The organism is Flavobacterium humidisoli (assembly GCF_023272795.1).
Lineage (GTDB): Bacteria > Bacteroidota > Bacteroidia > Flavobacteriales > Flavobacteriaceae > Flavobacterium > Flavobacterium humidisoli.
Genome location: NZ_CP096829.1, coordinates 2,142,353 through 2,169,117, shown reverse-complemented (window position 1 = coordinate 2,169,117; position 26,765 = coordinate 2,142,353). Strand labels below are relative to the sequence as shown.

The following is a 26,765-nucleotide window of genomic DNA, read 5'->3' as shown; positions in this document are numbered from 1 at the left end:
ATGAAAACATCTATAAAAAATATATTTACAATACTTGCAGTTTTAACATTCTCAATCTCATTCGCACAAAAAATTGACGGGGTTGTTACCACAGATCAAAATATTCCTTTAGAAGCAGCCAATGTCGTAATTAAAGGAACAACTTTTAGCACAATTACAGATTCTGAAGGAAGATTTTCGATAGAATCGCAAGGAAAATTACCTCTTACAATACTAATTCAATACATTGGCTATAATACTGCTGAACTTGAAATTACAGCTATTCCTGCTTCACCATTATTAATCACTTTACGCGAAGAAAACAAACTTGTTGAAGTGGTCGTTTCTTCAAGAAGAAGAATAGAAAAAGTACAAGACGTGCCCATTGCCGTTTCTGTAGTTACAGGAAAACAAGCAGAAGCAGCGGGAGCGTTTAACGTAAACCGTATTAAAGAATTGGTTCCTTCTGTACAATTGTATTCTTCTAATCCAAGAAACACTGGAATCAACATTAGAAGTTTAGGTTCACCATTCGGACTTACCAACGATGGTATCGATCCTGGAGTTGGTTTCTACGTAGACGGTGTTTATTATGCTCGTCCTGCAGCAACTACTTTAGATTTTATCGATGTAGAACAAATCGAGGTACTACGTGGTCCTCAAGGATCTTTATTTGGAAAAAATACGACTTCTGGAGCTTTTAATATTACCTCTCGCAAACCAAGTTTTACAACAGGCGCCGATTTTGAATTGAGTTACGGGAATTATGCTTTTTTACAAGCAAAAGCATCTATTACTGGAGCACTAGGAAAAAAAGTGGCAGGTCGTTTATCTTTCTCAGGTACACAACGTGATGGATTAATTGATAACGTTGCGACAGGAAGACCAACTAATACTTTAAACAATCAAGGTTTTAGAGGACAGCTATTATGGACTCCTACAGAAAATACAAATATCACTTTTGCAGGAGATTTAACAACACAGCGTCCTGACGGATATGCACAGGTTGTTGCTGGTGTTGCCCCTACTCAAAGGGCTGCATACCGTCAGTTTGATGCTATTATTAAAGATTTAAATTATCAATTGCCAAGTTTAAATGCTTTTGACCGTAAAATAGATCACGATACACCTTGGCGTTCTGGACAAGATTTAGGAGGTGTTTCATTAAATATTGACACTAAAATTGGCGGTGGTACTCTTACTTCAACAACTGCATGGCGTTTTTGGAACTGGGATCCATCAAACGACAGGGATTTTACAGGATTACAGGTTTTAGCTAAATCTCAGAATCCAACAAGACAAACTCAGATTACACAAGAGATTCGTTATGCTGGACAATTAACTTCAAAAATTAGTGGTGTTGCAGGAGTGTTCTTTATTGACCAAACTTCTCAAACAGATGGTACAGAAGAATCAGGAAATGCACAATGGAGATTCTCTCAAAGTACAACTAGTCCGTTATGGAAGACTCCAGGCCTTTTTGAAGGTTACGGAATTAAAACTGATGCAAGAATTAGAGCTTCAAGTGCTGCCGTATTTGGTCAACTTGATTGGGCAGTTACAGAGAGATTCCACATTTTACCAGGTTTGAGATATAATTTTGACAAAAAAGATGCAAGTTATTCTCGTACAACATACGGAGGTCTTCAAACTACAGATCCTGCCTTATTGGCCTTGAAAAAATCGGTTTACTCAGATCAGGCATTTGATTCAGATACTGACAATACAGACTTTTCTGGGAACTTAACGCTTACTTATAAAGCATCTGATAAAATCAATGCTTATGCAACTTATGCAAAAAGCTACAAACCTGTTGGAGTTAACGTAGCTGGGCTTCCAACAAACGCAGCAGGACAACCAATGACAGACCTTGCAGTGGTTAAGCCAGAAAAGGTAAATCATTATGAAATTGGAGTAAAAACTTCTCCGTTCAAAAACTCAATTTTCAATTTAACATTCTTTAATACTGACATCAAAGATTTCCAAACTAATGTTCAGGCAGCTGAATTGGGTGTAAACCGTGGATACCTTGCTAATGCAGATAAAGTACGCGTAAGAGGTGCAGAATTGGATGCAAGTTTCGTCATCAATTCGCATGTAACAATTAATGGAGCGGCAACGTATACAGATGGTAAATATGTGAAGTTTACTAATGCGCCACTTCCGTTAGAAGAAACTGGAGCTCCAGTTGCGTTCAAAGATGTTTCTGGAACCGAATTGCCAGGTGCTTCAAGATGGGCTGGTTCTCTTGGAGGTGAGCTTTCTGACAATGCAAAATTCTTTGGTAATGCTGGAAAAATTTTCTTCGCCGCTGACGGATATGCTCGTTCTGAATTTTCTTCAAGCCCTTCGGCTTCAAAATATTTAGTAGTACAAGGTTATGCAATCTTTAATGCTCGTTTAGGTTTCCGCGCTTCGCAAGGTTTATCTATTCAGATTTGGGGAAGAAACCTTTTAAATAAAGATTACTACGAGCAATTATTGCCTGCAGGTGGTAACTCAGGTCAATATGCTGGAGTCCTTGGTGATCAAAGAACTTACGGAGTTACATTTAAGTATTCGCTGTAAGATGGTTAGTTAGTTTTAGTATTAAAAAGGGATACATTTTAAATGTGTCCCTTTTTTTATTTCACAAAATAAATTCCAAAACAAATTTTAAAATAGAAAGAAATAAGATCATTTGTATAAATTCGCAGCCTGAATTTATAGTTTTTGAATAGATCTTTTAGATTACTTTTTACCATAATCTTTGTTTGCCAGTCTATTGCAGGGCAAAACCAAAGAAATATCGACCAACAGACTTTGACTTGGATTCGATACTATAATATTTTTCCGTTATCCGAAAAATGGGCCATTCATTCTGAATTTGACAATCGAAGTTTTGTAAATCCTGTTCATGAGAATCTTTTTGTAATAAGATCTCAAGCTCGTTACAGAGCAAATAAAACAATGGATTTTGGTGCCGGATTTGCCTTTTTTAACGTTAATACTCAAAATCCAAATATTGATCCTGATTATTCTGTTCCTGAATATCGGGCACAGCAAGACCTTACTTTAATTAATGATGTTGCCAAAATCATTTTTCACAATCGCTTTCAACTGGAAGAACGATTCATTCAAAAAGCAGATAAAAACGGACTTTTAGACGAATTCTCCTTTGCTTACAGATTTAGATACCGATTACAATCTATGTTTACCCTTTGGGAAAAAGAAGGAAGGAGCGTAAAAGGAACTATTTCTGACGAAGTGTTATTCAATTTTGGAAAAGACAATCGTAAAAATACTTTTGACCAAAACCGATTTTATATTGCACTGCGTTACCATTTTACCCCGAATCTTGGATTAGAATTGGGCTACTTAAAAAACTTTCAAAGACGTGCCAGCGGTGTAGATTTTTATGATCGTGATATTATTAGGTTTACAGTTTATCATAGAATTAATCGGAAAAACTTATGAGTTATGAGTTATACAAAAAATGCCTATCAAATTAATTTGACAGGCATTTTTTTTAACCTTTGAACATTTGTTCCTCTGAACCTTTGCACCTTAAAAACTAAGATCCTCTCTGCTTTCTGCCTTTTTTGCTTTCAGCAAAATTTCCAATTTTATAGGCCAAAGAAAACATTACATAACGCTTTAAAACTGTGTTTTCTTCATCTCTGATTGAGGTTGGCGAAATGGTTCTTGTTGCACTTTGGTTCTGATTTAAAACATCATACACTTTTACTTTTGCATATAATTTCTTATCTAAAAATCCATAAGACAAACTGGTATTCCACAGGAAAAAATCCTTTTTGAAATCGTCTGAAATATTTGAATTGTATGTATATCCAAAATCATTTCCGAAAATTAAATTGGCTGGCCAATAAGAAGTTGTCTGCATATTAATTCTGTGAATTACGTTTGAAGTCGCATCTCTAGAATAGTTTTCATATCTCGTTTCGTTGTAGGATAAACTATAAGATGGTGCAATCGAAAGCACTTCTCCATAATCATAAGAAGCGTAAACACTTGGTGTAATTACAACCGATTTTGCATTGTACATAACTGCATTTGTAAATCCTTTATCAAAATTATAATTACCGCTTAAACGCAAACCATATCTAATTGTATGAGCATCTTTTTTAATCTGCTGATTCCAATTTCCTCCAACCGAAGCTGAATAAGTTCCTGAAATATTTACATAAGTTGTATTTCTTTTTCCGCTATCATCATAAATAGAAGTCGAAACTATATCATTATTATAGTAATCTCCTTTAAGGAATAGACTATAGCCGGAACGCGTTCTAAAGTCAAAATTTTTAAAATCGATTCCTGCTGTATTTTTCTCAATCGGATTTAAGTTTGGATTACCAATTACACTATTCAACGGATTATTTAAATCTGCAACTGGCATTAATTGTGTTGCTGAAGGAAGCGCATTTGAATAATCGTATTTAAAAGTTAAATTTTTAGAACGATTAAACTTATATCGAAGCTGTGCCGTTCCATATGGAAGCATATATCTCTTATTTAAATCAGTTGCTTGATTTAAATAAAAAGAATGATTATCAAACTCCACAATTGATGTTCTAGAATTGATATTAAGCGTGTATTTACTTTTCTGCCAACTAATACCTACTTTTGGCGTAATCGAATTTTGTTTGGATGTGGTATAATTCGTTAGGGACAAATTTAAATCTGAATAGTCTTGTGATGCGTCATCAAAATTAAATGTCTTTTGATCGTTCATCGAACTTTGCCAGTCAAAATCGGTACCAAAACGAACTCGAAGCGAATCTGTAATTGGCTCTGTGTATTCTAAATCCAGTGAATAAGCATCGCTTTTTGAAGTATTTTTTGCGTTCTGATTTCTTTCGTCATTTGGTTTATTATCCTGATAGAAAATAGTTTCAGAAATGTTGATTCCGTTCGAATCATTTTTAGTGTTATTGTTATTAAAAACCACACTTAAATTTCGCGATTTCTTTTCAAAAGTTTTATTAAAATTGATACTGTTGGCAAAACTTGTATTTGAACTTTCGGTATGCGATGTTGCGGTACTTTCGTTCAACGCATCGCCATTTTCATTTTCAGAAAAAGTCGAAGAAGAAGAATTACTATTGGATTCGGATAAATTCAATTTAGGAGCAAAAACAATCTGCATCGTAGGATTGATTTTGTATTCTAATTCAAAATTGGCCTTGTTTCCTGTATTTTCATTTCTAGTTTTAGAATCGGCTTCTGTCAAGATATTTCCCGTTGGCAAAAAACTAAGCTGATTGGATTTGCTGTCGTTTTTAGTCACCGCATTGGTAAAGTTATAACTGCTCATAAACTCCAAATCTTTTGTCCAATCATCAGAATAGTTAATTCCGGCCAAAGTAGACTGTGTAATTCCTTTTCCACCACTACTCGCGCCTTGACTGCCTCCTTTAGCATTTCTTCCGCCTCCCATATTATCAAAAACTTCATCCATAGAAAATCCAGTTGAGTTGATATTATTTGAAGACGCTAAAACACTAATTTTTTGTTTGTTCTTGAAGAAATTCATCATCAAACTGCTTTCGTATCTTTCATCTGAACCATATCCGCCAAGTACTTTTCCGAAATATCCCTTGTTTTTCTTTTCGTCAATCGTAATATTTATACTTGAATAATCTGAAGTCGATTCTTGTTTAGCCAATTCTTCTTTTTTCGTTTTAAAATCAGAAACCTGAACTTTTTTAATAATATCTGCCGGAAGGTTTTTAATGGCAATAGCACCATCTTTATCAAAAAATGCTTTTCCATTGACTAAAACTTGATTGACTTCTCGCCCATTTACGGTAATTTTCCCTGTATTATCTACGTCAAATCCTGGCAACTGTTTCAATAAAGTCTCCACATTTGCGTCTGGACGTACTTTATAAGATCCTGCATTAAATTCTAACGTATCTTTTTTGATGGTAATTGGCGGCGCTTCGCTTTTTATTATTACCTCATTTAAGACATTTGCATTTTCAAGCATGTACAATTTACCAAAGTCTTTACTTTCTGTAAGCCCTTTTTGTTCTTCGTAATACGCTTGATATCCTGTATAATTTACTTTTAAGAAAACTGGTTTATCATACTTTTTAGTATTGATAATGAAATTTCCGTTTTTATCGGTCGTAGCGTATTCGATAATGGTTGAATCTTTTACAGCTGTAAAATAAACGGTGGCAAGTTCTAGCGGAAGCTGTGAGTTAATATCAACTACAGTTCCTTTAATAACAATATTGTTCTGGGCATTTGCCGAATATACAGCTGCTAAAAACAATAGTAATGAATAAATTCTGGTCATAAAATTAGGTTAGTTAGATCAATAAGACTTAGAAAAACGCAAAAGGTTTAATTGTATTTTTTACATTTATTCAAATATAATGCCAATAAAAAATTGATCTTTTAATTATCTAGACACCAAACATAAAAAAATCCCCTAATTCAAGGGGATTCTTTTTTTATTTTTCTCTAATATAAATATCGATCGGAACTCCTGCAAAATCCCATTTTTCTCTAATTTTATTTTCGAGATATCTTTTATATGGTTCTTTAACATATTGCGGCATATTGGCAAAAAATACAAACTGAGGTGTTTGCGTTGGCAACTGCATACAATATTTAATCTTTACATATTTCCCTTTTGTTGCTGGCGGCGGATAAGCTTCAATAACTTTCAACATATATTCGTTGAATTTTGAAGTTGCAATTCTTTGTTTTCTGTTTTCGAAAACTTGAACTGTTGCTTCCAATGCTTTTAATAAACGTTGCTTTGTTAAAGCAGAAACGAATAAAATGGGCACATCTGTAAAAGGCATTAATTCTTTTTTGATTTTCTCTTCGTAATCGCGAGTAGACATGGTATCTTTTTCTACTAAGTCCCATTTGTTTACCAAGATTACAACCCCTTTACGGTTTTTCTCTGCCAACCAGAAAATACTTTGGTCTTGACCTTCAAATCCGCGAGTTGCATCGATAACCAAAATACAGATATCTGCATGCTCAATCGCACGCACAGAACGCATAACAGAATAAAACTCTAAATCTTCTTTTACTTTCGCTTTACGACGAATTCCCGCAGTATCAACCAAATTAAATTCGAAACCAAAACGGTCAAATTTTGTATCAATTGCATCACGAGTTGTTCCAGCTATATCTGTAACAATATAACGATCTTTACCAATCAAGGCGTTGATAAAACTAGATTTTCCAGCATTCGGACGTCCTACAACTGCAAAACGTGGCAAATCTTCTTTAACCTCAACTTCTGGCTTTTCTGGGAAAGCTTCTATTAAAGCATCTAATAAATCTCCAGTTCCACTTCCAGAAATACTTGCAAAAGTAAAATATTCACCTAAACCAAGGTTATAAAACTCAACCGCATCTTTCTCACGCATTGCGTTATCAACCTTATTTACAGCCAATAAAACTGGTTTTGTTACTTTACGAAGCAATTTTGCAACGGTTTCATCCATTGGGGTAATTCCTTCTTCAACATCAACCACAAAAATAATAACATCGGCTTCGTCAATAGCAAGCTCTACTTGTTTACGGATTTCACCTTCAAATACGTCATCAGATCCGCGAACGTATCCACCTGTATCAATGACAGAAAACTCTTTTCCGTTCCACTCGCTTTTACCATAGTTTCTATCACGGGTAACCCCAGATACTGAATCTACAATAGCTTCTCTTCTTTGTATCAGCCTATTAAAAAGGGTTGATTTCCCTACATTAGGTCTTCCTACTATCGCAACAATGTTATTCATTTTTTTGAATTTTAGATTTCAGATTTAAAATTTCAGATTTCGTTTTTGACTAAATCACAATAAATTATAAACCAAAAATGCTTTATTTAAATTTTTTGCAAAGGTAGTTAAAAAAAGTTGCTATCCCGAAGCCTCGGGACTAAGTTTCTAAGTACCTCGATTTTTGTTTCAAGTTTCAGGTTTAAAGTGCCAAGTTTCAGGCTCTAGTGCTCCACTTGAAACATGAAACATGAAACAAAATATTATTGATTGTATCCGAAACGTTTCAACATATTAGCGTTGCTTCTCCAGTTTTTATTCACTTTTACATATAGTTCGATGTGAATTTGTTTTCCGAAGAATTTCTCTAAATCAGCACGGGCATCGGTTCCAACTTTTTTAAGAGCCGCTCCTTTATGTCCGATAATGATTCCTTTTTGCGTATCGCGCTCTACCATAATTACCGAACGGATTCTGATAATTTTTTCATCTTCAAAAAACTCTTCTGTAACGATTTCAACTGCATACGGAATCTCTTTACTGTAATTCAATAAGATTTTCTCACGAATGGTTTCGTTAACAAAAAAACGTTCTGGCTTATCTGTTAATTGATCTTTAGGGTAATATGCTGGAGATTCTGGAAGTAATTCGATAATTCTTCCAAAAACTTCTGGAACATTAAAATTCTGCAAAGCAGAAATTGGAAAAATTTCTGCATTTGGCACTTTTTCTTTCCAGAAAGTAACTTGTTGCTCTAATTGTTCTTGGTTTGAATTATCAATTTTATTTAAAAGCAATAAAACTGGAATCTTAGCATGAATGATTTTCTTAAAGAAGTCTTCGTCTTTAAGATCCTGCTCACCTATTTCAACCATGTAGATTAAAATGTCAGCATCTTCAAAAGCCGATTTTACGAAGTTCATCATCGATTCCTGCATTTCGTACGCTGGTTTGATGATTCCAGGAGTATCAGACAAAACTAACTGAAAGTCTTCTCCGTTTACGATTCCTAAAATTCTATGACGTGTAGTTTGTGCTTTTGATGTAATGATTGACAATCGTTCTCCAACGAAAGCATTCATCAATGTTGATTTTCCAACATTTGGATTTCCGATAATATTTACGAAACCTGCTTTATGTGACATTTTTTGCTTTATTTATTTTGCAAAGGTAGTCATATCAACTCAATACAGAAAATAAAACATTTTTTTAAGTTTTCGTTGGATTTCTCAAAAATCGACGTATCTTTGCACCCGAAACATCGCGGGATAGAGCAGTAGGCAGCTCGTCGGGCTCATAACCCGAAGGTCACAGGTTCGAGTCCTGTTCCCGCTACTATTTTAAAGTAAAAGCCTGAGAAATATAGATTTCTCAGGCTTTTTTTATGGTTCGAAAAATCTTGTTTAATTTCAAAAGAATACAAACTATAATGTTTTCGGCGAAAATTGGTTCGAATCCCGTTAAGGTCCTTTCGTGTAGAATGTTTATAACATCTTGATACAACATCGGGAGCAACAGTTATGTGGTGTTTATCTTTGTCTTTATATATATTTTTCGTCCGATGTAAATAAATCCAATAATATTCAAGACTATCCAAACATTGTAACAAATGTAAATTATTTTCTCATTCATATTCATACTTGCAAAGCTCCAATATTCACCTTCTGAACTGTCATAATTATCGTCATAACCCATAAGAAGAACCCCAAGTATAATAAAGACGACTAAATCTGCAACAATAATTGCAATTCCATAGATAATATCAATAAATCTTATTTTCAATTTAGCCATTTACAATTTCAATTTTTTTCGTTTCACTGTCGTATGTCATTGTTAAATGTCTATCCCACTTTAAAAATTCATCACAAGTAAATTCTAATTTGGAGTTATTCCATTTTTTGAATTTAATTAAATCCATTTGAATTGGGCTTTCAATTTGTTCTTTTTCCTTTATAGTTGTTATAACTTTCTCAAAGTTGTAATAATCAGCAATTATAAAATCTCCATTTGGAGCGACTGTCAAATTATGATATTGAGGTTGGTCTTCTAAATATTTTAAGCTTCCCGTTTCTGCGTCGAGCTGATACAAATAGTCTGAAGTCAAAACCAAAACAATCTTATTAGGTTTCGAAATAGCCACTTGTCTGGGAAAGCCTCGAAATTGTCCACACCATTCTAAATAGTTATCATTTGTAAACATTATAAAAGTCCAACTTTGAGAATTCCAAGGACTTTCATTATCGTAAATTCTTTCTGTATATTCTCCTGAATATGGTTGACTTATTATTTCTGCTTCAATTATCATTTGTGGTTTCGGTCTTAAAAATGTCCCTAACTTAGTTCTAATAAAATCAGACTTATCTCTCCTAAAGTAGGTTGCTATGTCTGACAAATGTCAGTTTATATTTGTTTTCAAAAATAAGATATTTACTTAAAAATATTCAAACGAACTTATATTCGTCGGATACTTTAGTAAATATATGAGTGCAATATAAATAGTCTAAAACTTTATGTCAAACTAATTCTTGTTTGAACTTTAATTAATTCTAATTTCTGGAAATAAAAAAACTAAATAAGCAGACTTTCCTCCACTGCTTCAATATTATAAATGACTAACATTAGATTAAACATGAAATCAATATAAAATAATGTTTATTTTTTTTTAAGTCATCCACAAAATGGTTCGAAAATTGTCCCGTTAGGGCTACTATAAAAAAGAAAAAGCCTGAAAATCTAGATTCTCAGGCTTTTTTTGTGGTTCGATAAATTTTGTTTCAGTTTCTTGGAAATTTAAAAACCTTTGTTTCAAGGAAATTTGGTTCGAGTCCCCTTAAGGTTGATCATCCAAATACAAAACTAACTTTCTATTAAGTCAGTTACCCAAATCTACTAAAGCTGTTCGCTGTAGGTAATTTATTTTTCAACTGTAAAACATTCATAATTCAGTTTATTTGTGTTTATTTCTTTCAATTTTAGACTATTTGGGCCAAAATAAAAACTAATCCTTTTTGTTTCGTAGACTAAAATATAGTTTTCGATTGAATAGTCAAAACCACCAAATGCCATATCGTCTATAAGTTCAAATGTTGGCTTACCGTGATAGTCAAAGACTTGTTGTTTTGTATATTCTTTTACAAATTCAATATATTTTCTAGATAATCTTAAATCTACTATTTTCTTGTTTTCAATTCTACAGTTTAGTCCGCCTGCTAAATGTATATAACCGTTCAGTTTTTCTAACATTTCTAATCTTTCAGCAATTGTAAAGTCAGAATTTTCGAAATTGTAACCTTCATTTTCAGGATTTATAATATAAATATCATTAATTTCTTCTCTTGGAATCACACGGAAATTTTGATCAATTTTAATTGAATCAATTTCAAAATCATTCAAGCTAATATTACCCTCAACTAGATCTCTAACTTTATTTTTGTCTATTTTTATCATTTCGGTTTTTTATTTATTGCCAACTTGTTGATATGTATGCCAAACTGCATATTTAATATAAACCAAATATATAGATAATTCTTAGCTCATCGATTTATAAATTTCTATATAAACAAAACTTCGATGAAATCTGAAACTTTATACTATAAATATACTTTATCGAAATAGAATTCGTTATTCCTTTACAATAATTTAATATCATGTTTTCTTAATAACTGATTTTATATTATTAAATGTTTTCTTAAATTTGCAATTCCGTAATGAAACCATTGGTTTTTATTCTAAAATTATGATTTTCACATCAATACCACAAAAACAACTTTAAAATTTCTTTAAAACAAATTATATTTTAATTACAATTCAACACAATGCAAAACAAACACAACCCCAAATTCTTATTTTTTGCCCTTTTAGCCTTATTTTTTTCTGTCAATTTATTTTCTCAAAAAAGTGTTTACGCCGGAATCGAAATTGGACGTAGAGCTATTAAAGTTTCTGTAATTGATGTAAATAATATCAGAAAAGCTGATTACAAAATTCTTTCTTTCTGGACTGAAAGAATTCCGTTTGCTGACCATATTACTGCTAAGGGTGAGCTTACACAAGAAGATATCACTAGAACTAGTGTTATAGTTACTAACCAATTGCAAAGAATTAAAGCTGAAAACAAAATTCTTGAAGAAAACATTTTTGTTGTTGCTGCTCCTGTTTTTGCTTCTGCACGTAATTTAGATGTTTTAAAAAATAAAATTGCAATTTTAACTGGAAAGCAATTAGAAGTATTAGATGTTAATGAAGAAGCAAAAACACTTGTAAAAGGTGCTATACCACCTGTTGATTTTGCTAATGCTTTCCTTCTTGATATTGGTGCTCAAACTACAAAAGGAGGTTACATCGACGAACTTAAAGACGGTAAATTAGAGTTTATTCCTTTAGAGCTTAGTTTTGGTACCATGACACTTACTGATGCTGTAGAAAAAACGGTGGTAAACAAAAGTCAGGTAAACGATATGTCGACTTATCAGGAAAAATCTTTTGACTATAATGTAATTCTACGTAAAAAGACAAAAGAATTATTTGATGCAAATCCTCCTTTAGCAAAAAAGGATAAATTATACTTATCTGGTGGAGCTGTTTGGGCGTTTTCAACTCTTTTCTATGACGAAAATGTTAACAAAGATCATTATGTTGCCCTAACTCTTCAAGATGTTATTGATTATGATGCTATTCTTAAAAACAACTTTAACAAGTTTACTAATCTTGCCAAAACAAATAAAGAAGCTGCGAGAGTTTTAAGCACTTACGACCAAAAATACTTGATTTCGGCAAACAATATTCTTGTAACTTGTCTTGAAAGTATTCCAGACTATGCAACAAAGAAAATTTTCTTTGTAAAAGAAGGACAAGTAATCTGGCTAATCTCTTATATTGCAGATCGTTCTAAAAAAATAAATACAAACTTCTAATATTTTGTATTGTCAGTCTTATAAAGCTTCAGATAAATCTGGAGCTTTTTTTTTAAAATAAATTGTAAAAAACTTTATCATTCAAAAACTATATCGTAATATTGCAATATTAATATAATCATTATGGGAGCAACAAAAACAGAACATTTTACAGACGCGCAAAATCAAATTGCTACAATTGCTAAAGCCTTAGGACATCCTGCAAGAATTGCTATAATAGAATATTTACTACAGGTTAATGAATGTATTTGCGGCGATATTGTAAACGAGTTGCCTCTTGCCCAACCTACGGTTTCTCAGCATCTAAAAGAGTTGAAAAATGCTGGAATCATTAAAGGAAATATTTCTGGAAATGCAATTTGCTATTGTATTGATGAAAAAACAATTGATATTCTAAACTCCTATTTTTTAAACATCACACAAACTATTTCAAAATCAAAATGTTGCTAAAACATTTTTTTTGACAAACTCAATCGTAATATTGCAATTAACAAATAAACAAAAACAAGATGAAATTATCAGAAATAAAACAGATTTTACCAACATTAGACAATGTTGAATTTCAATTAGAAAACGGAACTTTTGTGCCAGAACATTTTCATGTGACAGAAGTTGGTGTAGTTACCAAAAATTTTATTGATTGCGGCGGAGTAATCAGAAATGAAAAAGCAGTTAACTTTCAGCTTTGGGACGCCAATGATTTTGAGCATCGCTTAAAACCTAATAAATTACTGCACATCATTCAATTGTCTGAGGATAAGCTAAACATTGAAGACTTAGAAATTGAAGTAGAATACCAAAACGTTACAATTGGAAAATATGATTTAGAGTTTAACGGAAAAACTTTTGTCTTAAAAAACAAAACAACAGCGTGTTTAGCACAAGATTCTTGCGGTATTCCAGCTGAAAAACAAAAGATCAATCTTACTCAACTAACCAATGACACGGCTTCTTGCTGCACTCCAAATTCAGGATGCTGCTAAAAAATGAAAGGACAAATCTTTAAATACAAGAAACCAATTATAATAACCTTCTCCGTTATTTTACTGCAGCTTATTTTCGGTTTTGAACCAAAATTCTGCATCATAAATATCATTTGGTTATTTGTTTAATTATGAAAAAGAAAATACTAATACTTTGTACAGGAAATAGCTGCAGAAGTCAGATTGCTGAAGGCTACATGAAATTTTTTGCAGGAAATAAAGCTGAGGTTTACAGCGCTGGTGTAGAAACTCATGGCGTCAATCCAAAAGCGATTTCGATAATGAAGGAAGATGGAATAGACATTTCGAAGCACACATCAAATCATATTGATGAATACACTCATATTGATTTTGATTTTGTCATTACAGTTTGCGATAATGCGAAAGAGCGATGCCCATTTTTTCCAACGAAAGCAGTCAAATTTCATTATAATTTTCCCGATCCCGCAAAAGCAGCAGGAACAGATTCTGAAATTATGGAGCAGTTTAGAAGTGTACGCGAAATAATAAAAGACTATTGCAAAAATTTTGTAGCAGAAAATTTAGCTTAATTTAATGTCTATTCTCCAGAGCTTTCTGGTAATGGAATTTGAATTTTCTACCAATATGTTGTTCCGCTGAGTACACAATTCAAATTTATTTCTGCCAACAAGATATTGCTAGGGAATGAATTGCTTCAAAAATCTTGTGTCTCTTTTTAAACATTACCTCATCAGATATAAAAACCAAAAATGCGTAAGACCAAAGTTCCTACGCATTTTTTCTGATGAAACATTATAAAAACGCCGTTTATCGTCTTCTTCCGCCACCTCCGCCGAAGCCTCCGCCTCCCATACTGCGTGATCCGCCTCCCATTTGTCCTGCGCTTGCTCTTGACGAAGATCCTCCTCTGTTAAAATTGGAGTTTGAAGATCCTCCTCTATTAAGATTTGAAGTCCCTGCACTTGGTGATCCGCTTTGTCGTGTTCTTCCTGATGCGCTAGTATTTCCTGCGCGATTGGAATTTCCTGCAGCTGGTCTAGTGCTTGCCGAAGGGCGCGAATTGTCCCGATTGGTATTGTATCTATTATTGGTCGAATTGTCTCGTACTGTGTTAGATCTTGATCTATTATTATTGTAATTATTAAAATTGTTTCTATTGTTAATATATACATTATTATGTCCACCATGATAATGCCCACCATGATAACCATGATGATGGTAATAATGGTTGTGACGATAAATTCCGACCGCCATTACAGTAAAAGCAGCGAAGTAAGGCGGATAAAATCCGTAATAATAAGGTGGATAGTACGGCACATAAGCTGGTGAATATACATATTGTACAATGGGCACCGTTTCTACCACAACTGCCGTTACAGCTGGAGAGCTTTGTACAGGATCGTCTCCCGCATAAGCTGGGTTTGCTGTTTTTGCTGGTGCAGATTTAGCTACTGGTTCAATCACATAATCTTTTCCATATAGCAACTCATCGCCTACAATCTGCATTTTTACCTTCCCATTTTTATCTTTATCAACAAGAATAACAGCAACGTCTTGATTTTCCTTCTTGTTTACAGCAACTTGAAGAATAAAAGTAAATGAATTTCCATTTTTCTTAGTGACTACTTTTATAAAGTCTACTTTTTTATCCAGATTCAAATCCAGATTATTAATTCCTGTTTTCTCCAGATTCAGGTTCTTCTCAAATTCTTCAATAGTTTTTGATTTCTGAAACAGGGACATCACGGCATATAAATCTAAATTATCGCCAGGAAGTCCAAGTTCTGGACCATCATTTTCAGATTGACAAAAAATCAACTGGGCAGACATGATTAATGCGACTGTCAAATATTTTGTAAATATCTTTATCATAATAAGAGTATAAAATATTAATAAGAAGAGTAGAAAATGATTCTTTCTATACTTTTTAATCTGTACCCAGAAATCGTTTATTGTTTTTTAGTTTTATCCAATTCGCCAATAAAAGGAATTGCATCTTGAATTTCTGCTCGTATGGTTACTTGCAAATACTGCTCAAGCTGTACAAATTTTGCCGCATTGATTCCGCCAATAGGTTTTACCAGTTTAGAATGGGTTTTGGCAAGCAGTTTTTCAGCTTCTTGATTATACTTTAAATTCGATGATGTTAATTCTGTCGCTTTAGCATCACTCAAAGTGGCATAATTCTTCGCATAATCTTCTAGAATTTGAATCTTCTTTTGGCTTAAGGCTTTGCGTTCTGTTTCGTATTTGTCGTAAATAGGCTGAAATGCAGCTGCCTGTACATCGGTCAAACCCAAATATTCTTTGACCACTTCTGCCTTCGATTTTCCGTAAAGGTCTTGAATTAGTTTAATTTCATCAACAGAACTCTGGGCTGTGGCACTCAATCCAAAAGCTAATGACAGTATAAATATTATTTTTTTCATAATCTTAATTTTATAGTTTTTAATTACTTGCTAAAGTCTAGCTAAGCGTTACTCCAAACTAAATTGGAAGTATTGTAATGTTTATTCTGTCAATCCATCAGATGCACTCATGTCTCTTAAGCATACATATTTGCCATTTCTTTTTTCAAAAAGGCTCATATAGTTTCCAGTATTAATTGGAGTGTTGGTAGAATCGGTTACTTTGTAATATCCTACTTCTACAACCATATTACCATCCTTAGAAACAAAAACTTCTTTGGTTTCAAATGATATTATATTCGTATTATTAGCCAAATCTGATTCTAAAAATTCATATCTGGCATCTTTACCAATAATGGGTGGCCTATTTTGATAAAAAGTTATCGCATCATCTGCGTAATAGCCAATCTCTTTTAGCTGTCCAGCATTGTATGTTGCAGCATATTCATTTTCTTTTGCCTGAATTTCTTTCTTGACTTGTTTTAAGTCAATTACAACATTTTCGTCCTTTTTTGTATTGCAGGAAATCAATAAAACACAAAGACCTGCGAGAACCGCTCTTGTAATTATTTTACTTTTCATACCTATTAAATTTTCAAATTGTTATAAGATTATTTCATTTTACAAACAGGTTCAAAAAATTGTTCGTAAACACAGGCCTTTTTAATATTCTTCAAATATCTTTTGGAGTTCTGCCAAACTTCTCTGTTTCAGCAATGCTACTGATAATAAAATTCTAGATTTCTGCGGATTCAAAGCGTATGAAGCAATAAGCCCAAGTTCATCATCATTACATTCCACATTACGACTTACAAGTCCAGTCGCAACGCGCGTGCTTCGAACTACTATAATTCCTTTTTTGCTGGCTCTTGCGCAAGCATCTAGAGAAGCTTTGTTCATATTTCCGTTTCCTACTCCAGCAATTACAATTCCTTTGGCACCCCGTTCTATCGAGGCATCAATTAAATCGGGTTTCATATCTGCATCGGCATAAATAATATCTACACGAGGAAAAGAGCTAACACCTTTCACTTCAAATTCTGAGTTCTTCCCAAATTTTTGACTAGGGTAATTAAAGAAATCATTTGTTCCGTAAGAAGTAATACCGATAAGTCCACGAAGCGGAGACATAAAAGTCTGAACGGCCGTTGTACTCACTTTTGTTAAAGATTGTGCCGAATGAATCCAATCATTCATTACCAAAAGCACTCCGCGTCCTCTTGCTTTAGAATCGCCAGCTACTGCAATCGCATTATAAAGATTTAAAGGTCCGTCTGCACTAATGGCTGTTGATGGACGCATTGATCCTACAAGTACTACTGGTTTGTCTGTTTTTGTAGTTAGATTTAAAAAATAGGCCGTTTCTTCCATCGTATCGGTTCCATGTGTAATTACAAAGCCATCCACATCATTGCTATTCGCCAATTCATTAATTCGATTAGCCACTTTCAGCATAATTTCAAATGACATATCTTGAGATCCGACATTCGCAATTTGCTCGCCTTTTATATCTGCCACTTTTAAAGCATCTGGAATGGCATTTACCATTGCATCAATAGTAACCTGCCCCGAAGTATATCCTGATTGTACTCCCGTTTTAGCAGAACCAGCAATTGTTCCGCCTGTTGCCAATATTAGAACTTTAGGCTTAGCTTGTCCAAACATGCTGATATTTAATGACAGTATCAGCAGTAAAAGCACTTTTTTGTAAAAGTTGATATTTAATTTCATCATTTTGTCGTTTTAGATTGAGAATTATTTTTGGCCCGTTAAAGTTGCTGGATCTAGAAGTTTCTTAATTTGATCTTCTGTCAGCAATTTCTTTTCGCGTATAAGTTCTAAGATTCCTTTGTTGGTTGCGAGTGCTTCTTTGGCTAGTTCGGTTGTTTTTTCATAGCCCAAAACAGGATTCAGAGCCGTTACCACACCTACACTTCTATCCATGTAATGCGCTAAAACATCTTTGTTTACCGTGATGCCATCGATACAGTTTTTTCTAAATAAAGGCATTGCTTTAAAAAACAATCCTTGAGATTCCATCATGGCAATAGCCTGTACAGGTTCAAAGGCATTTAATTGCAGTAAACCAGATTGTGCGGCAACCGTTACGGTTAGGTCATTTCCCATTACTTTAAAACACAATTGATTCATTAACTCTGGCATAACCGGATTTACTTTTCCTGGCATAATTGAAGATCCCGGCTGAAGTGCAGGCAAATTGATTTCGAAAAAACCAGTACGAGGACCAGAAGCCAAAATGATCAAATCGCTGCTTATTTTTGCCAAGGCAACTGCCATACTTTTAAGTGTAGAAGAATACATTACAAAACCTTGTTGGCTAGTTGTAGCAGCAATAAGATCTTTGCTCATTACGATTGGTTTTCCTGTAATTTTTGCCAGATGTGCTGCTACTTTTTCTGCATAACCTGGAGAAGCAGTAATTCCTGTTCCGATGGCGGTAGCTCCCATATTTTGTTCACATAAATAAACTTCCGATTTTTTTAAAGCGCTAATCTCCGCATCAAGCTGATTCCCGAAAGCATGAAATTCCTGACCTACCGTCATTGGCACAGCATCTTGTCCTTCGGTTCGTCCCATTTTTAGGATGTCTTTAAATTCATCTCCTTTTTTATGGAAAGCTTTAGCCAAAAGATCGGCCTCTTTAAGCAGCTTATCGTTATGAAGCAATAATGCCACTTTTATCGCTGTTGGGTACACATCGTTTGTTGATTGCCCCATATTAAGATCGTCGTGAGGTTCAATGTATTGATATTCGCCTTTTTTATGACCGCTTAGTTCAAGTGCGATATTGGCCAAAACTTCGTTCACATTCATATTGGCAGAAGTACCGGCTCCACCTTGATACAAATCAACCAAAAACTGATCATGATATTTGCCGTCAATTACAGCTTGACAAGCTTTTTCTATAGCAGCGAGTCTGTCTTTTTTAAGGCGTCCTACATCAGCATTGGCACGTGCCGCAGCTAGTTTAACCATTACAAAAGCTTTTACATAGTCAGGATAAGATTGCGTAGTCAAGCTACTTATCTGAAAATTTTCTAACGCACGTGCAGTTTGCACACCGTAATAAGCATTTGCTGGGATTTGTTTTTCTCCTAGAAGATCTTTTTCAGTTCGGGTCTGAGCATTAAGAATGCCTAAAGACAATCCGAACAATAGCAGGTATTGTACAGTTTTACACATATTTTCTTTTTTTTATTGATTAAAAACAAAGGCTTTTACTGATTTCTTTTATAAAATGATTGTGAGAAATTATATTTAAAAGAAAACTGTAATTTGTTTATTGAGGTACTCCATCCATCATTAAAATTTTCGCGGTCACCCCACTGAAATTCTGCCCCAACCGTGCAATTCTTTACAGGATTATACAAGACATTTACAAGCGCGTATTGTCCCTTTTTAAATGCGTCATCTGTTTGTCCATCTGAATTGTCGATATCAATCATGGAATATCCTATTGCCGTACTGAATTTATCACTCCAAGTATGATCCAAAAAAGCGACAACACCCACTAAAGGAAGCGCAACACCTTTTACAGGAGTTACAGGATTACCTAAATTGTTTTCGATACCTATATCAACTGGAGCATCGTTCATGTAGTTTTGTATTCCTTCTCCATATACCACCTGCCCTCTAAAAACATCGTTTTTACTAAAGTTGATGTTGGTACTTAAATTAAGCCCCCATCCTACAGCATCTCCAGACAAATCATACTGATCATTATTCAGATCTTTCCATTCAATTTTTCTTACGATACCTGCTAATTCCACATAACCCCATTTTGTTCCAACGTGATATTCTGCTGAAAGGTCTGGTAACGGAAATCTCGCTTTTACACCTTGCAGTTCCACACGATTTGCATAATCTCCCTGATCGGCACTTGCTCCAGGTCTTTCTAATGCGATGGTTAAACGGGTATCACCTTGAATTGGCATATAACGAATTTGAATATTACGGAAGAAAACCATTCCTGTTGGGCCCCAATACTCTAATGAATTGGGAAATACGCCAATATCCATAAATGGGCTCCAAGTTTGTCCCGCTCCAAATTTTCCTAATTCGGCATAAGCATGACGTAAACGAAAAGTAGTTTGTCCAGCATCGACACCCGTACCGAACAATTCGAATTCAAAATGAGTTTTTAGTTCGCCAATTCCCGTATCAAAGTAATTTTTGAAACCTAATCTGGTCTGGCGTACAGAAGCGTAGTAACTGCCATCTGGTCCGTATTCGTCTTTAAAGGCAGGTAATTTTGTAGGTCTCACTACATCGTACCAATCTGATTGTATCTGATTAAAATTATAACCAATATCGGTCATAATAAATCCGTAGATTTCCATGCTTTTATTCCCTTCGTCTTGAGCCCGAACAAATGCTGAAAGGAGAAAACAAATTATAATGGCTCGATGCCTCATCGATTCCAGAAGTAAGAACTTTTTCTTCATAATGATTATAGTTTGCTTATTATGGGATACAACTTTTAATCTGATTTTTGCAGTCTTGGCTTAAAATAAAAGTCATTTTATTTTAAAAATTTGATATTTCTCCGTACGAATTTTTAGTCACCTCAAAAGCTTTTATCTGATCCTAAAAGCTTTTAAAACGGGAATGCAAAAATTTCAACACCTATACATTACTTTTTGTTAAAAAAGAAAAAAAACAATACTTATTAACTGATTATCAAACAAATATAACTAATACAATTGCACCATTAGGGTTATTAACCGTTACATTTAACCGTTAAAATATCAGATAAATAATATTAAGATGTTAAAAATTTTCATAAATTTATAACTTCATAAGTGCTTGGCATTTAGGATTTTATACGCCTCAGTGACTTTTTTTTGACATTAATAATTTTCAAATAATTTATTATGGAGTCTATAAAAAAAATCCCCTCGGATAAAATCTATAATGAGCTGGAAAATGTTTTAAAGTTTTATTCTTTTAAAAACTCCACTCTTTTAAGTAATTTTCTTCGCTATATTGTTACCGAAACTATAGACGAAAGACAGCAGTTTATCAAAGAATATTCTATAGCTGTAAATGCTTTAAGCAGACCCTCCCATTTTAATCCGCATGATGACGCCATGGTTCGCATTCATGCAGGACGATTACGAAAATTGCTTACTGAATATTATTCTACCGATGGTAAAGGCAATTCGGTTATCATTCATGTCCCAAAAGGCGGTTACGTTCCAGAATTTATTCATAATAATAAAATGAGATCTACTGATTTCTCTACCAGTAGTACTAAAACCCATCCTTTAATTACCGTTTTTCCTTTTAAAACAATGGTCCGCCGGCCAGATTTAGAAGCTTTTTCTGAAATACTTTCAGAGGAGATCAGTGCAGAACTTTCCCGTTTTCAGGATATATCTGTAATAGCTCATTTCCCTTCTGATGTCCTTTCAAAAATTAACGAAAATGTTCTGGAAGCAGCCAATCTGATTGGAGCAGATTTTATTATTACAGGACACATTCAAATTATCGATAACAAACTGCACATAAGGGTGAACCTAATAAGTTCATCTTCAGGAAAATTCATTTCTACTAAAGTGTTTACTCCAGCCACAATAGATGATGGCATTAGAATTCAAAATGAAATCGTAAAGGATATCGTTTCTACTATGGGTGGTTACTATGGTACTATTTTTAAAGAAATGGTAAAAACATCATCATCTAAAATTTCAAACCACTCAAATGTTTCAAAGGCAGTCTGCAGTTATCATGAATACCAATGTTCCTTTTCTATTGAAAATTATGCTACCGCCCTTTCTAATTTAACTGAAGCCGTAGAAATAAACCCAAACCATTCAGTTACTTGGGCAATGCTGGGTGAAATGCATTTAGCTTCTATTGCGCTAGGATTAGACAATTGCAAAAAAACTATCGAAAAAAGCAATCATTGCATCACAAAAGCCTTAAATATTGATCCTTATTGCCAACAGGCTTGGTACGCACAGGCTCTTTTATATTGTTTTAGAAAAGAGGAAGACAACTGTCTTTATGCTGCGGAACAATGCATAAAAATGAATCCTAATTCGTCGGGTATTGCTGCAGGAATAGGCTGTATTCTAATTTTTGCAGGTTATTTTGAGAAAGGCTTTAATTTATTAGAAAATGCCACCCTTATAAATCATGCACATCCATAGTGGATTAGCATTGGATATTGTTACTATTTCATTCATAAAAAAGAGTATCAAAAGTCTTTATACTGGGCAGAAAAAATGGATTTTGACGAGACTATTTGGGATCCTTTGCTGAAAGCCGTCTCTTTATCTCTGCTCAGCGAAGATGCAAAAGCAAAAGTATATTTGAATTACCTTCTAGAACTACAGCCTCAGACAGCAGCAGAGATAAAACAAACACTATCTAGCTTTATGTTTTCTGATGAAATTGTTTTTAGAATCATCAACAGCTTAAAAAGAATCGGGTTAAAATGACCTTTGATTCTTTCATAAATTAAATTAAAAAACTACGCAAAGCCAGATAATAAAGCTTTACTTAGTTTTTTATTTTAAGTTAAAAATGAAGTTTAGTAGACTGTTTAGAGAAACGTTTATAATTACCGTAAAATTTACCCCTACTCTTTTCGGGTGGTTGTCGCGGCATACTAAAACACAAACCTGCCCGAAAGATTGTAAAATACGACTAAGCCACTTTCTTTACGGCACGTTTTTTCTTTTCTAATAATTTAAGATGATTTTCGGCACACAAAATTTTCTCGGTCGTGCCGTTCTTTTGTATTTCGATGAGATAATGAAAATCTCTCTCCTTTGAAGTCGATTTTATTATAAGCCCCTTTTTAAAATCCATTTTTCTTTCGATAATGGTTCCCTTGTAAGATCTCCCACTCAATGCTGTGTAGGAAACATCTTGTCCTTTTACAAATTTCATTGTTTTAGCCTTTTGTTCCTAATATTTGCTAACACTTCTAAATCTGAAAAACCAATGTTAAGGGGGGAAATCAGTTTTTCTATTTCGGCGAATGTATAAAGTTTTGACAATTTACAACCCCGTATTTATACCTGTTTTTTGAATCTTAAATATAATTAATTTTTTAATGTAAAAATTACCTTCCAAAAAAAAAAATGATACAATTTAGAACAGCTTCTTTTGTTCCTTTTTTAGCATGAATTCCTAGTTTTGAAAGAATGAATTTTTATTTCAAAAACGACTAAAAAATAGCAAAATGGTACAGGAAAGAGTGATGGAGAAATTGGCAATTTTAGCAGATGCAGCAAAATATGATGTTTCTTGCTCATCGGGACAAAGCACGCGAAAAAATAAAAATAAGGGATTAGGAGATACTGGAGGCGGAATCTGTCATGCTTTTACGGAAGATGGACGCTGTGTTTCTCTTCTAAAAATCCTTCTTACCAATCATTGCATTTTTGATTGCGCTTATTGTGTAAGCCGAAAAAGCAACGACATCAAACGGGCTGCTTTTACCGTACAAGAAGTTGTAGACTTAACAATTGGTTTTTACAGAAGAAATTATATTGAAGGACTATTTCTTAGTTCTGGAATTTTTGACAATGCAGATTACACAATGGAACGTCTGGTTAGAATTGTCAAAAAACTGAGATTGGAAGAAAATTTTAATGGCTATATTCATCTAAAAGCAATTCCAGGTGCCAGCGAAGAATTGCTAAAAGAAGCTGGGTTATACGCCGACCGTTTGAGTGTAAATGTCGAAATGCCGACAGAACAAAGTCTCAAATTACTCGCTCCAGACAAAAATCATAAGGATGTGATTAAACCAATGCAATATCTAAAAAATGAGATTATTGGTTACCAAGAAGAGAAAAAAACGAATTACAAAACACCGCTTTTTGCTCCTGCTGGACAAAGCACGCAAATGGTGATTGGCGCAACAAAAGAAAATGACCTTGAAATTCTTGGAATGGCCAATTACTTTTACGAACAAATGAAAATGCGTCGTGTCTATTATTCTGGTTATGTACCAATAAGCCACGACAACAGGCTTCCTGCAATTGGAACTCCCGTACCTATGATTCGCGAAAATCGTTTATACCAAGCCGATTGGCTAATTCGTTATTATGGATTTAATGTAAATGAAATTGTTGGTTTTGACCAACCGAATCTTGACTTAGATATTGATCCAAAATTAGGATGGGCTTTACGAAATCTTCATCAGTTTCCTGTTGATATTAATACCGCAGATTTAGAAATGATTCAGCGTATTCCAGGAATAGGATTTTTGGGAGCAAAAAAGATTGTTGCTGCTAGAACTTTCAAAAAATTACAGCCTGATGATTTAAAGAAACTTGGAATTTCGTACAGCCGATCCAAGTATTTTTTGGCTTTCTCTTCGCCTTTTTATTTACAGAAAGACTTGACTCCGCTTCAAATAAAAAATCAGATTTTGAATCTGCAAAACAGTAAATACAAGAATAATTTTTCGAACCAGCTTGCTTTATTTTAATTCAAATGACACAAATTCTTTACGATGGAAGTTATGAAGGCTGGCTTACAGCTATTTTTGAAATCTACGAATACAAACTTAAAGATGTTGTTTTTGCCAAAGAAGAGACTTCAAATACTTTGCTTTTCTCCAATACCCATTCTGTAACAACTGATGAGGTAAAAGCTAATCGAGTTTTGAATGGTTTACAGCAACGCCTTTCGCATCATGGCTTCCATGCTATTTATTTTGCTTTTTTATCTGAATTGGATCAAATTGAAGAAATTTTGTTCCGATTTACAGCATATGTTTTTGCAAGTAAAATTAATATTGAAAGAGATTTAAGCCGAAGCGAAGTATTGAATGTAAAAAAAGCGGCGCATTTAACGGGAAAAGAAAGCCATAGAATGAAGGCTTTTGTTCGTTTTAAACTAACAAAAGACGGATTATATTATGCCATTATCGAACCAGATTGCGACATTTTACCACTTATCGAACAGCATTTTAAAAACCGTTACGCCGACCAGCGCTGGCTCATCTATGATTCAAAACGCAAGTATGGAATTTATTACGACCTTGAAAATGTTTCTACGGTCGAAATGCAATTTGAGTCCAATACGTCCTCTAGTTTTCTAGCCGAAATCAATGATGAAAACGAAGAATTTTTCGAGAATTTATGGCGTAATTATTTCAAGAGTGTCAATATCGAATCAAGAAAAAACACCAAACTTCATATCAAACACATGCCAAAACGATATTGGAAAAACTTGACGGAGAAAATCCCAAATCTCAACAAAAGATAATGTTATTTACTTTTCTTAAGCGCGTCCAGCAGCTCTACCATATCTACCACGGCATAAGTAGAACAATAGTCAGATACGGCATAAGGCAGAATTAAACTGTTGTTATGAATAATCGCTCCACAAGAATATACTACATTAGGAACATATCCCTCGCGCTCATCTTCCAAAGGAGAAAGCAACGGTTCTGTCAATCTTCCTATTTCTTTTGATGGATCGTCCAGATCAAATAATGAAGCACCAATACAGTAACGTCTCATTGTTCCCACTCCATGTGTAATAACAAGCCAGCCTTCTTCTGTCCATAACGGCGAACCGCAATTTCCTATTTGCGTCAATTCCCAATTAAACTTAGGCTTTTGCAAAAGTATTGGTGTGTTCCATTGCGTGACACGATCAGAATACATAATGTAATTATTAACGCCATCAATTCTGGCCAGCATAGCATATTTACCTTTTATTTTTCTAGGAAATAAAGCCAGATTTTTGTTCTGTGCGCCTTCGCCATGCAGCGGCATAACTCTAAAGCTATAAAAATCTTCGGTAGAAATTAACTTCGGCAGGATGGTGTGTCCGTTATAAGCCGTATAGGTTGCCATAACACGATCTGAACCATTATCATCAACAAAACGCACAAAACGCGCATCTTCTATTCCTCGACTTTCAGAATCAGAAATCGGAAAAATGACACGTTCCGTTATATCAGAATCGTGTTTGAATTGCAAATCGTAAAAAGAATTGGCCAGCCACAAAATTTCTTCCAACGCAACTTTTCTCTCTTCACGAATTAAAGGATCTTTTAAAGACTCAACGAGCATATTTTTAAGAACAACAAATTCAAATTCTTCAGGAAGATCCTGCATAATCTGAGCGATATATTTATCAGTAGTATGCATCTCATACAGTTTGGTCAAAAAACGCTCTTTATTAAACAACGTTTTATGTTCAATTTCTGCCTGATCAATATGATTTCCTATTTTCATGATATGCAGATTATTGTCACGATCTAGAATTGCTCTTCTAAAAACAATCGACGAAATATGCCCTTCACCCGTTGCACGAAAAGAAATAATAACGCGTTTTTCTCCCGCTTCTAATCCCGTCTGATCAAAATCTTCTACAATTGAAGGATTAAAAATCGCCGCAGATTCTATGGCATACTCCATTGTACAATACGATCCAATAAGCATTTTTCGGTCTAGAGACATGCCTTCGTAATCGATCTGCATTCCTTCTATTATAGGTCGTATTCTTTCGCAGTGTCTAAAGAATACTGCCGAAATATTTCGGTGCCTCCTAGCAAATTCACGAAGCGTCTGCTCCAAAGTCTGCAGTACCTGTTTCTCATCCAGCATCATTATCCGAAGTACCATTTGCTGGGTTCGTTCTTGCCCATTCATAAAATATCGGGCAACAACTCTTCTTGAATCTGGTAAAAACTTTATATTTTTTCGGACAACGGATACTCGCATAACTGGGAATTTTTATGATAATAAATCA

General features: G+C 34.1%; 24 protein-coding genes and 1 tRNA gene. 11 read left to right on the top strand and 14 right to left on the bottom strand.

The genetic code is table 11. The features are described from left to right. Window positions 1-2,547: a TonB-dependent receptor gene (locus M0M44_RS09770; RefSeq protein WP_248729582.1), complete on the top strand. Its 2,547-nt coding sequence runs from the start codon at window positions 1-3 to the stop codon at window positions 2,545-2,547. A gap of 144 nt (window positions 2,548-2,691) precedes the next feature. Beyond that, complete coding sequence (locus M0M44_RS09765) at window positions 2,692-3,435, top strand: DUF2490 domain-containing protein (RefSeq protein WP_248729581.1); 744 nt, start codon at window positions 2,692-2,694, stop codon at window positions 3,433-3,435. Window positions 3,436-3,532: 97 nt separating this feature from the next. Here the strand turns inward: M0M44_RS09765 and M0M44_RS09760 are convergent, their stop codons facing one another. The 3 genes from M0M44_RS09760 to era form a co-directional block, all read right to left on the bottom strand. Then, window positions 3,533-6,283 carry an outer membrane beta-barrel protein gene (locus tag M0M44_RS09760; RefSeq protein WP_248729580.1) on the bottom strand — a complete coding sequence of 917 codons (2,751 nt, stop codon included), beginning with the start codon at window positions 6,281-6,283 and terminating at the stop codon, window positions 3,533-3,535. A 157-nt stretch (window positions 6,284-6,440) separates the two neighbouring features. Beyond that, window positions 6,441-7,748 carry a ribosome biogenesis GTPase Der gene (der, locus tag M0M44_RS09755; protein WP_248729579.1) on the bottom strand — a complete coding sequence of 436 codons (1,308 nt, stop codon included), beginning with the start codon at window positions 7,746-7,748 and terminating at the stop codon, window positions 6,441-6,443. Between the two features lie 242 nt (window positions 7,749-7,990). Further along, window positions 7,991-8,872, bottom strand: coding sequence for a GTPase Era (gene era / locus M0M44_RS09750; RefSeq protein WP_248729578.1), 882 nt, complete (start codon window positions 8,870-8,872; stop codon window positions 7,991-7,993). Between the two features lie 117 nt (window positions 8,873-8,989). Here era and M0M44_RS09745 point away from each other — a divergent pair. Further along, window positions 8,990-9,062: transfer RNA gene (locus M0M44_RS09745), tRNA-Met, on the top strand. Window positions 9,063-9,245: 183 nt separating this feature from the next. On the opposite strand, the gene M0M44_RS09740 is transcribed toward M0M44_RS09745, so the two are convergent. The 3 genes from M0M44_RS09740 to M0M44_RS09730 all read right to left on the bottom strand — a co-directional run bounded on the left by M0M44_RS09740 (window position 9,246) and on the right by M0M44_RS09730 (window position 11,174). Further along, complete coding sequence (locus M0M44_RS09740; protein ID WP_248729577.1) at window positions 9,246-9,518, bottom strand: hypothetical protein; 273 nt, start codon at window positions 9,516-9,518, stop codon at window positions 9,246-9,248. After that, window positions 9,511-10,032 (bottom strand): hypothetical protein, encoded by a 522-nt coding sequence (locus tag M0M44_RS09735; RefSeq protein WP_248729576.1) that lies wholly within the window; start codon window positions 10,030-10,032, stop codon window positions 9,511-9,513. Before M0M44_RS09735 ends, M0M44_RS09740 begins: the two co-directional genes overlap by 8 nt. 608 nt (window positions 10,033-10,640) lie before the next feature. Next, entirely contained in the window at window positions 10,641-11,174 is a 534-nt protein-coding gene (locus M0M44_RS09730; protein ID WP_248729575.1) for a hypothetical protein, read from the bottom strand. Between the two features lie 368 nt (window positions 11,175-11,542). Between M0M44_RS09730 and M0M44_RS09725 the strand changes: the two genes are divergently transcribed. The 4 genes from M0M44_RS09725 to M0M44_RS09710 all read left to right on the top strand — a co-directional run bounded on the left by M0M44_RS09725 (window position 11,543) and on the right by M0M44_RS09710 (window position 14,174). Then, entirely contained in the window at window positions 11,543-12,640 is a 1,098-nt protein-coding gene (locus tag M0M44_RS09725) for an exopolyphosphatase (RefSeq protein WP_248729574.1), read from the top strand. A 123-nt stretch (window positions 12,641-12,763) separates the two neighbouring features. Further along, window positions 12,764-13,090, top strand: coding sequence for an ArsR/SmtB family transcription factor (locus M0M44_RS09720; protein WP_095928690.1), 327 nt, complete (start codon window positions 12,764-12,766; stop codon window positions 13,088-13,090). A gap of 59 nt (window positions 13,091-13,149) precedes the next feature. Continuing rightward, on the top strand, window positions 13,150-13,623 hold the full coding sequence (locus M0M44_RS09715; RefSeq protein ID WP_248729573.1) for a DUF6428 family protein: 474 nt from the start codon (window positions 13,150-13,152) through the stop codon (window positions 13,621-13,623). 131 nt (window positions 13,624-13,754) lie between these two features. Then, entirely contained in the window at window positions 13,755-14,174 is a 420-nt protein-coding gene (locus tag M0M44_RS09710) for an arsenate reductase ArsC (protein ID WP_248729572.1), read from the top strand. A gap of 238 nt (window positions 14,175-14,412) precedes the next feature. On the opposite strand, the gene M0M44_RS09705 is transcribed toward M0M44_RS09710, so the two are convergent. From M0M44_RS09705 to M0M44_RS09680, 6 genes are all read right to left on the bottom strand, one after another. Further along, on the bottom strand, window positions 14,413-15,477 hold the full coding sequence (locus tag M0M44_RS09705; RefSeq protein ID WP_248729571.1) for a hypothetical protein: 1,065 nt from the start codon (window positions 15,475-15,477) through the stop codon (window positions 14,413-14,415). A gap of 77 nt (window positions 15,478-15,554) precedes the next feature. Further along, the gene (locus M0M44_RS09700) at window positions 15,555-16,034 is read right to left on the bottom strand and encodes a hypothetical protein (RefSeq protein WP_248729570.1); all 480 of its coding nucleotides are present in this window, start codon (window positions 16,032-16,034) and stop codon (window positions 15,555-15,557) included. A gap of 81 nt (window positions 16,035-16,115) precedes the next feature. After that, entirely contained in the window at window positions 16,116-16,595 is a 480-nt protein-coding gene (locus M0M44_RS09695) for a YybH family protein (protein ID WP_248729569.1), read from the bottom strand. Between the two features lie 81 nt (window positions 16,596-16,676). After that, window positions 16,677-17,747, bottom strand: coding sequence for a type II asparaginase (locus M0M44_RS09690; RefSeq protein ID WP_248729568.1), 1,071 nt, complete (start codon window positions 17,745-17,747; stop codon window positions 16,677-16,679). 21 nt (window positions 17,748-17,768) lie between these two features. Next, the gene (locus tag M0M44_RS09685; protein WP_248729567.1) at window positions 17,769-19,217 is read right to left on the bottom strand and encodes an aspartate ammonia-lyase; all 1,449 of its coding nucleotides are present in this window, start codon (window positions 19,215-19,217) and stop codon (window positions 17,769-17,771) included. Between the two features lie 35 nt (window positions 19,218-19,252). Continuing rightward, window positions 19,253-20,479, bottom strand: coding sequence for a DcaP family trimeric outer membrane transporter (locus M0M44_RS09680; RefSeq protein WP_248729566.1), 1,227 nt, complete (start codon window positions 20,477-20,479; stop codon window positions 19,253-19,255). A 429-nt stretch (window positions 20,480-20,908) separates the two neighbouring features. On the opposite strand from M0M44_RS09680, the gene M0M44_RS09675 reads away from it, so the two are divergent. Together M0M44_RS09675 and M0M44_RS09670 are read left to right on the top strand one after the other, a co-directional pair. Next, entirely contained in the window at window positions 20,909-22,189 is a 1,281-nt protein-coding gene (locus M0M44_RS09675) for a tetratricopeptide repeat protein (RefSeq protein WP_248729565.1), read from the top strand. A 75-nt stretch (window positions 22,190-22,264) separates the two neighbouring features. Then, window positions 22,265-22,480 (top strand): hypothetical protein, encoded by a 216-nt coding sequence (locus M0M44_RS09670; protein ID WP_248729564.1) that lies wholly within the window; start codon window positions 22,265-22,267, stop codon window positions 22,478-22,480. A 208-nt stretch (window positions 22,481-22,688) separates the two neighbouring features. On the opposite strand, the gene M0M44_RS09665 is transcribed toward M0M44_RS09670, so the two are convergent. After that, on the bottom strand, window positions 22,689-22,934 hold the full coding sequence (locus tag M0M44_RS09665) for a hypothetical protein (protein ID WP_248729563.1): 246 nt from the start codon (window positions 22,932-22,934) through the stop codon (window positions 22,689-22,691). A gap of 295 nt (window positions 22,935-23,229) precedes the next feature. Between M0M44_RS09665 and M0M44_RS09660 the strand changes: the two genes are divergently transcribed. Together M0M44_RS09660 and M0M44_RS09655 are read left to right on the top strand one after the other, a co-directional pair. Further along, window positions 23,230-24,486 (top strand): putative DNA modification/repair radical SAM protein, encoded by a 1,257-nt coding sequence (locus tag M0M44_RS09660; RefSeq protein ID WP_248729562.1) that lies wholly within the window; start codon window positions 23,230-23,232, stop codon window positions 24,484-24,486. Between the two features lie 5 nt (window positions 24,487-24,491). Beyond that, window positions 24,492-25,268 (top strand): TIGR03915 family putative DNA repair protein, encoded by a 777-nt coding sequence (locus tag M0M44_RS09655; protein WP_248729561.1) that lies wholly within the window; start codon window positions 24,492-24,494, stop codon window positions 25,266-25,268. A gap of 2 nt (window positions 25,269-25,270) precedes the next feature. Here the strand turns inward: M0M44_RS09655 and M0M44_RS09650 are convergent, their stop codons facing one another. Beyond that, window positions 25,271-26,737, bottom strand: a complete 1,467-nt coding sequence (locus tag M0M44_RS09650; protein WP_248729560.1) for a glycoside hydrolase family 130 protein — start codon at window positions 26,735-26,737, stop codon at window positions 25,271-25,273. Between the last annotated feature and the right edge of the window lie 28 nt (window positions 26,738-26,765).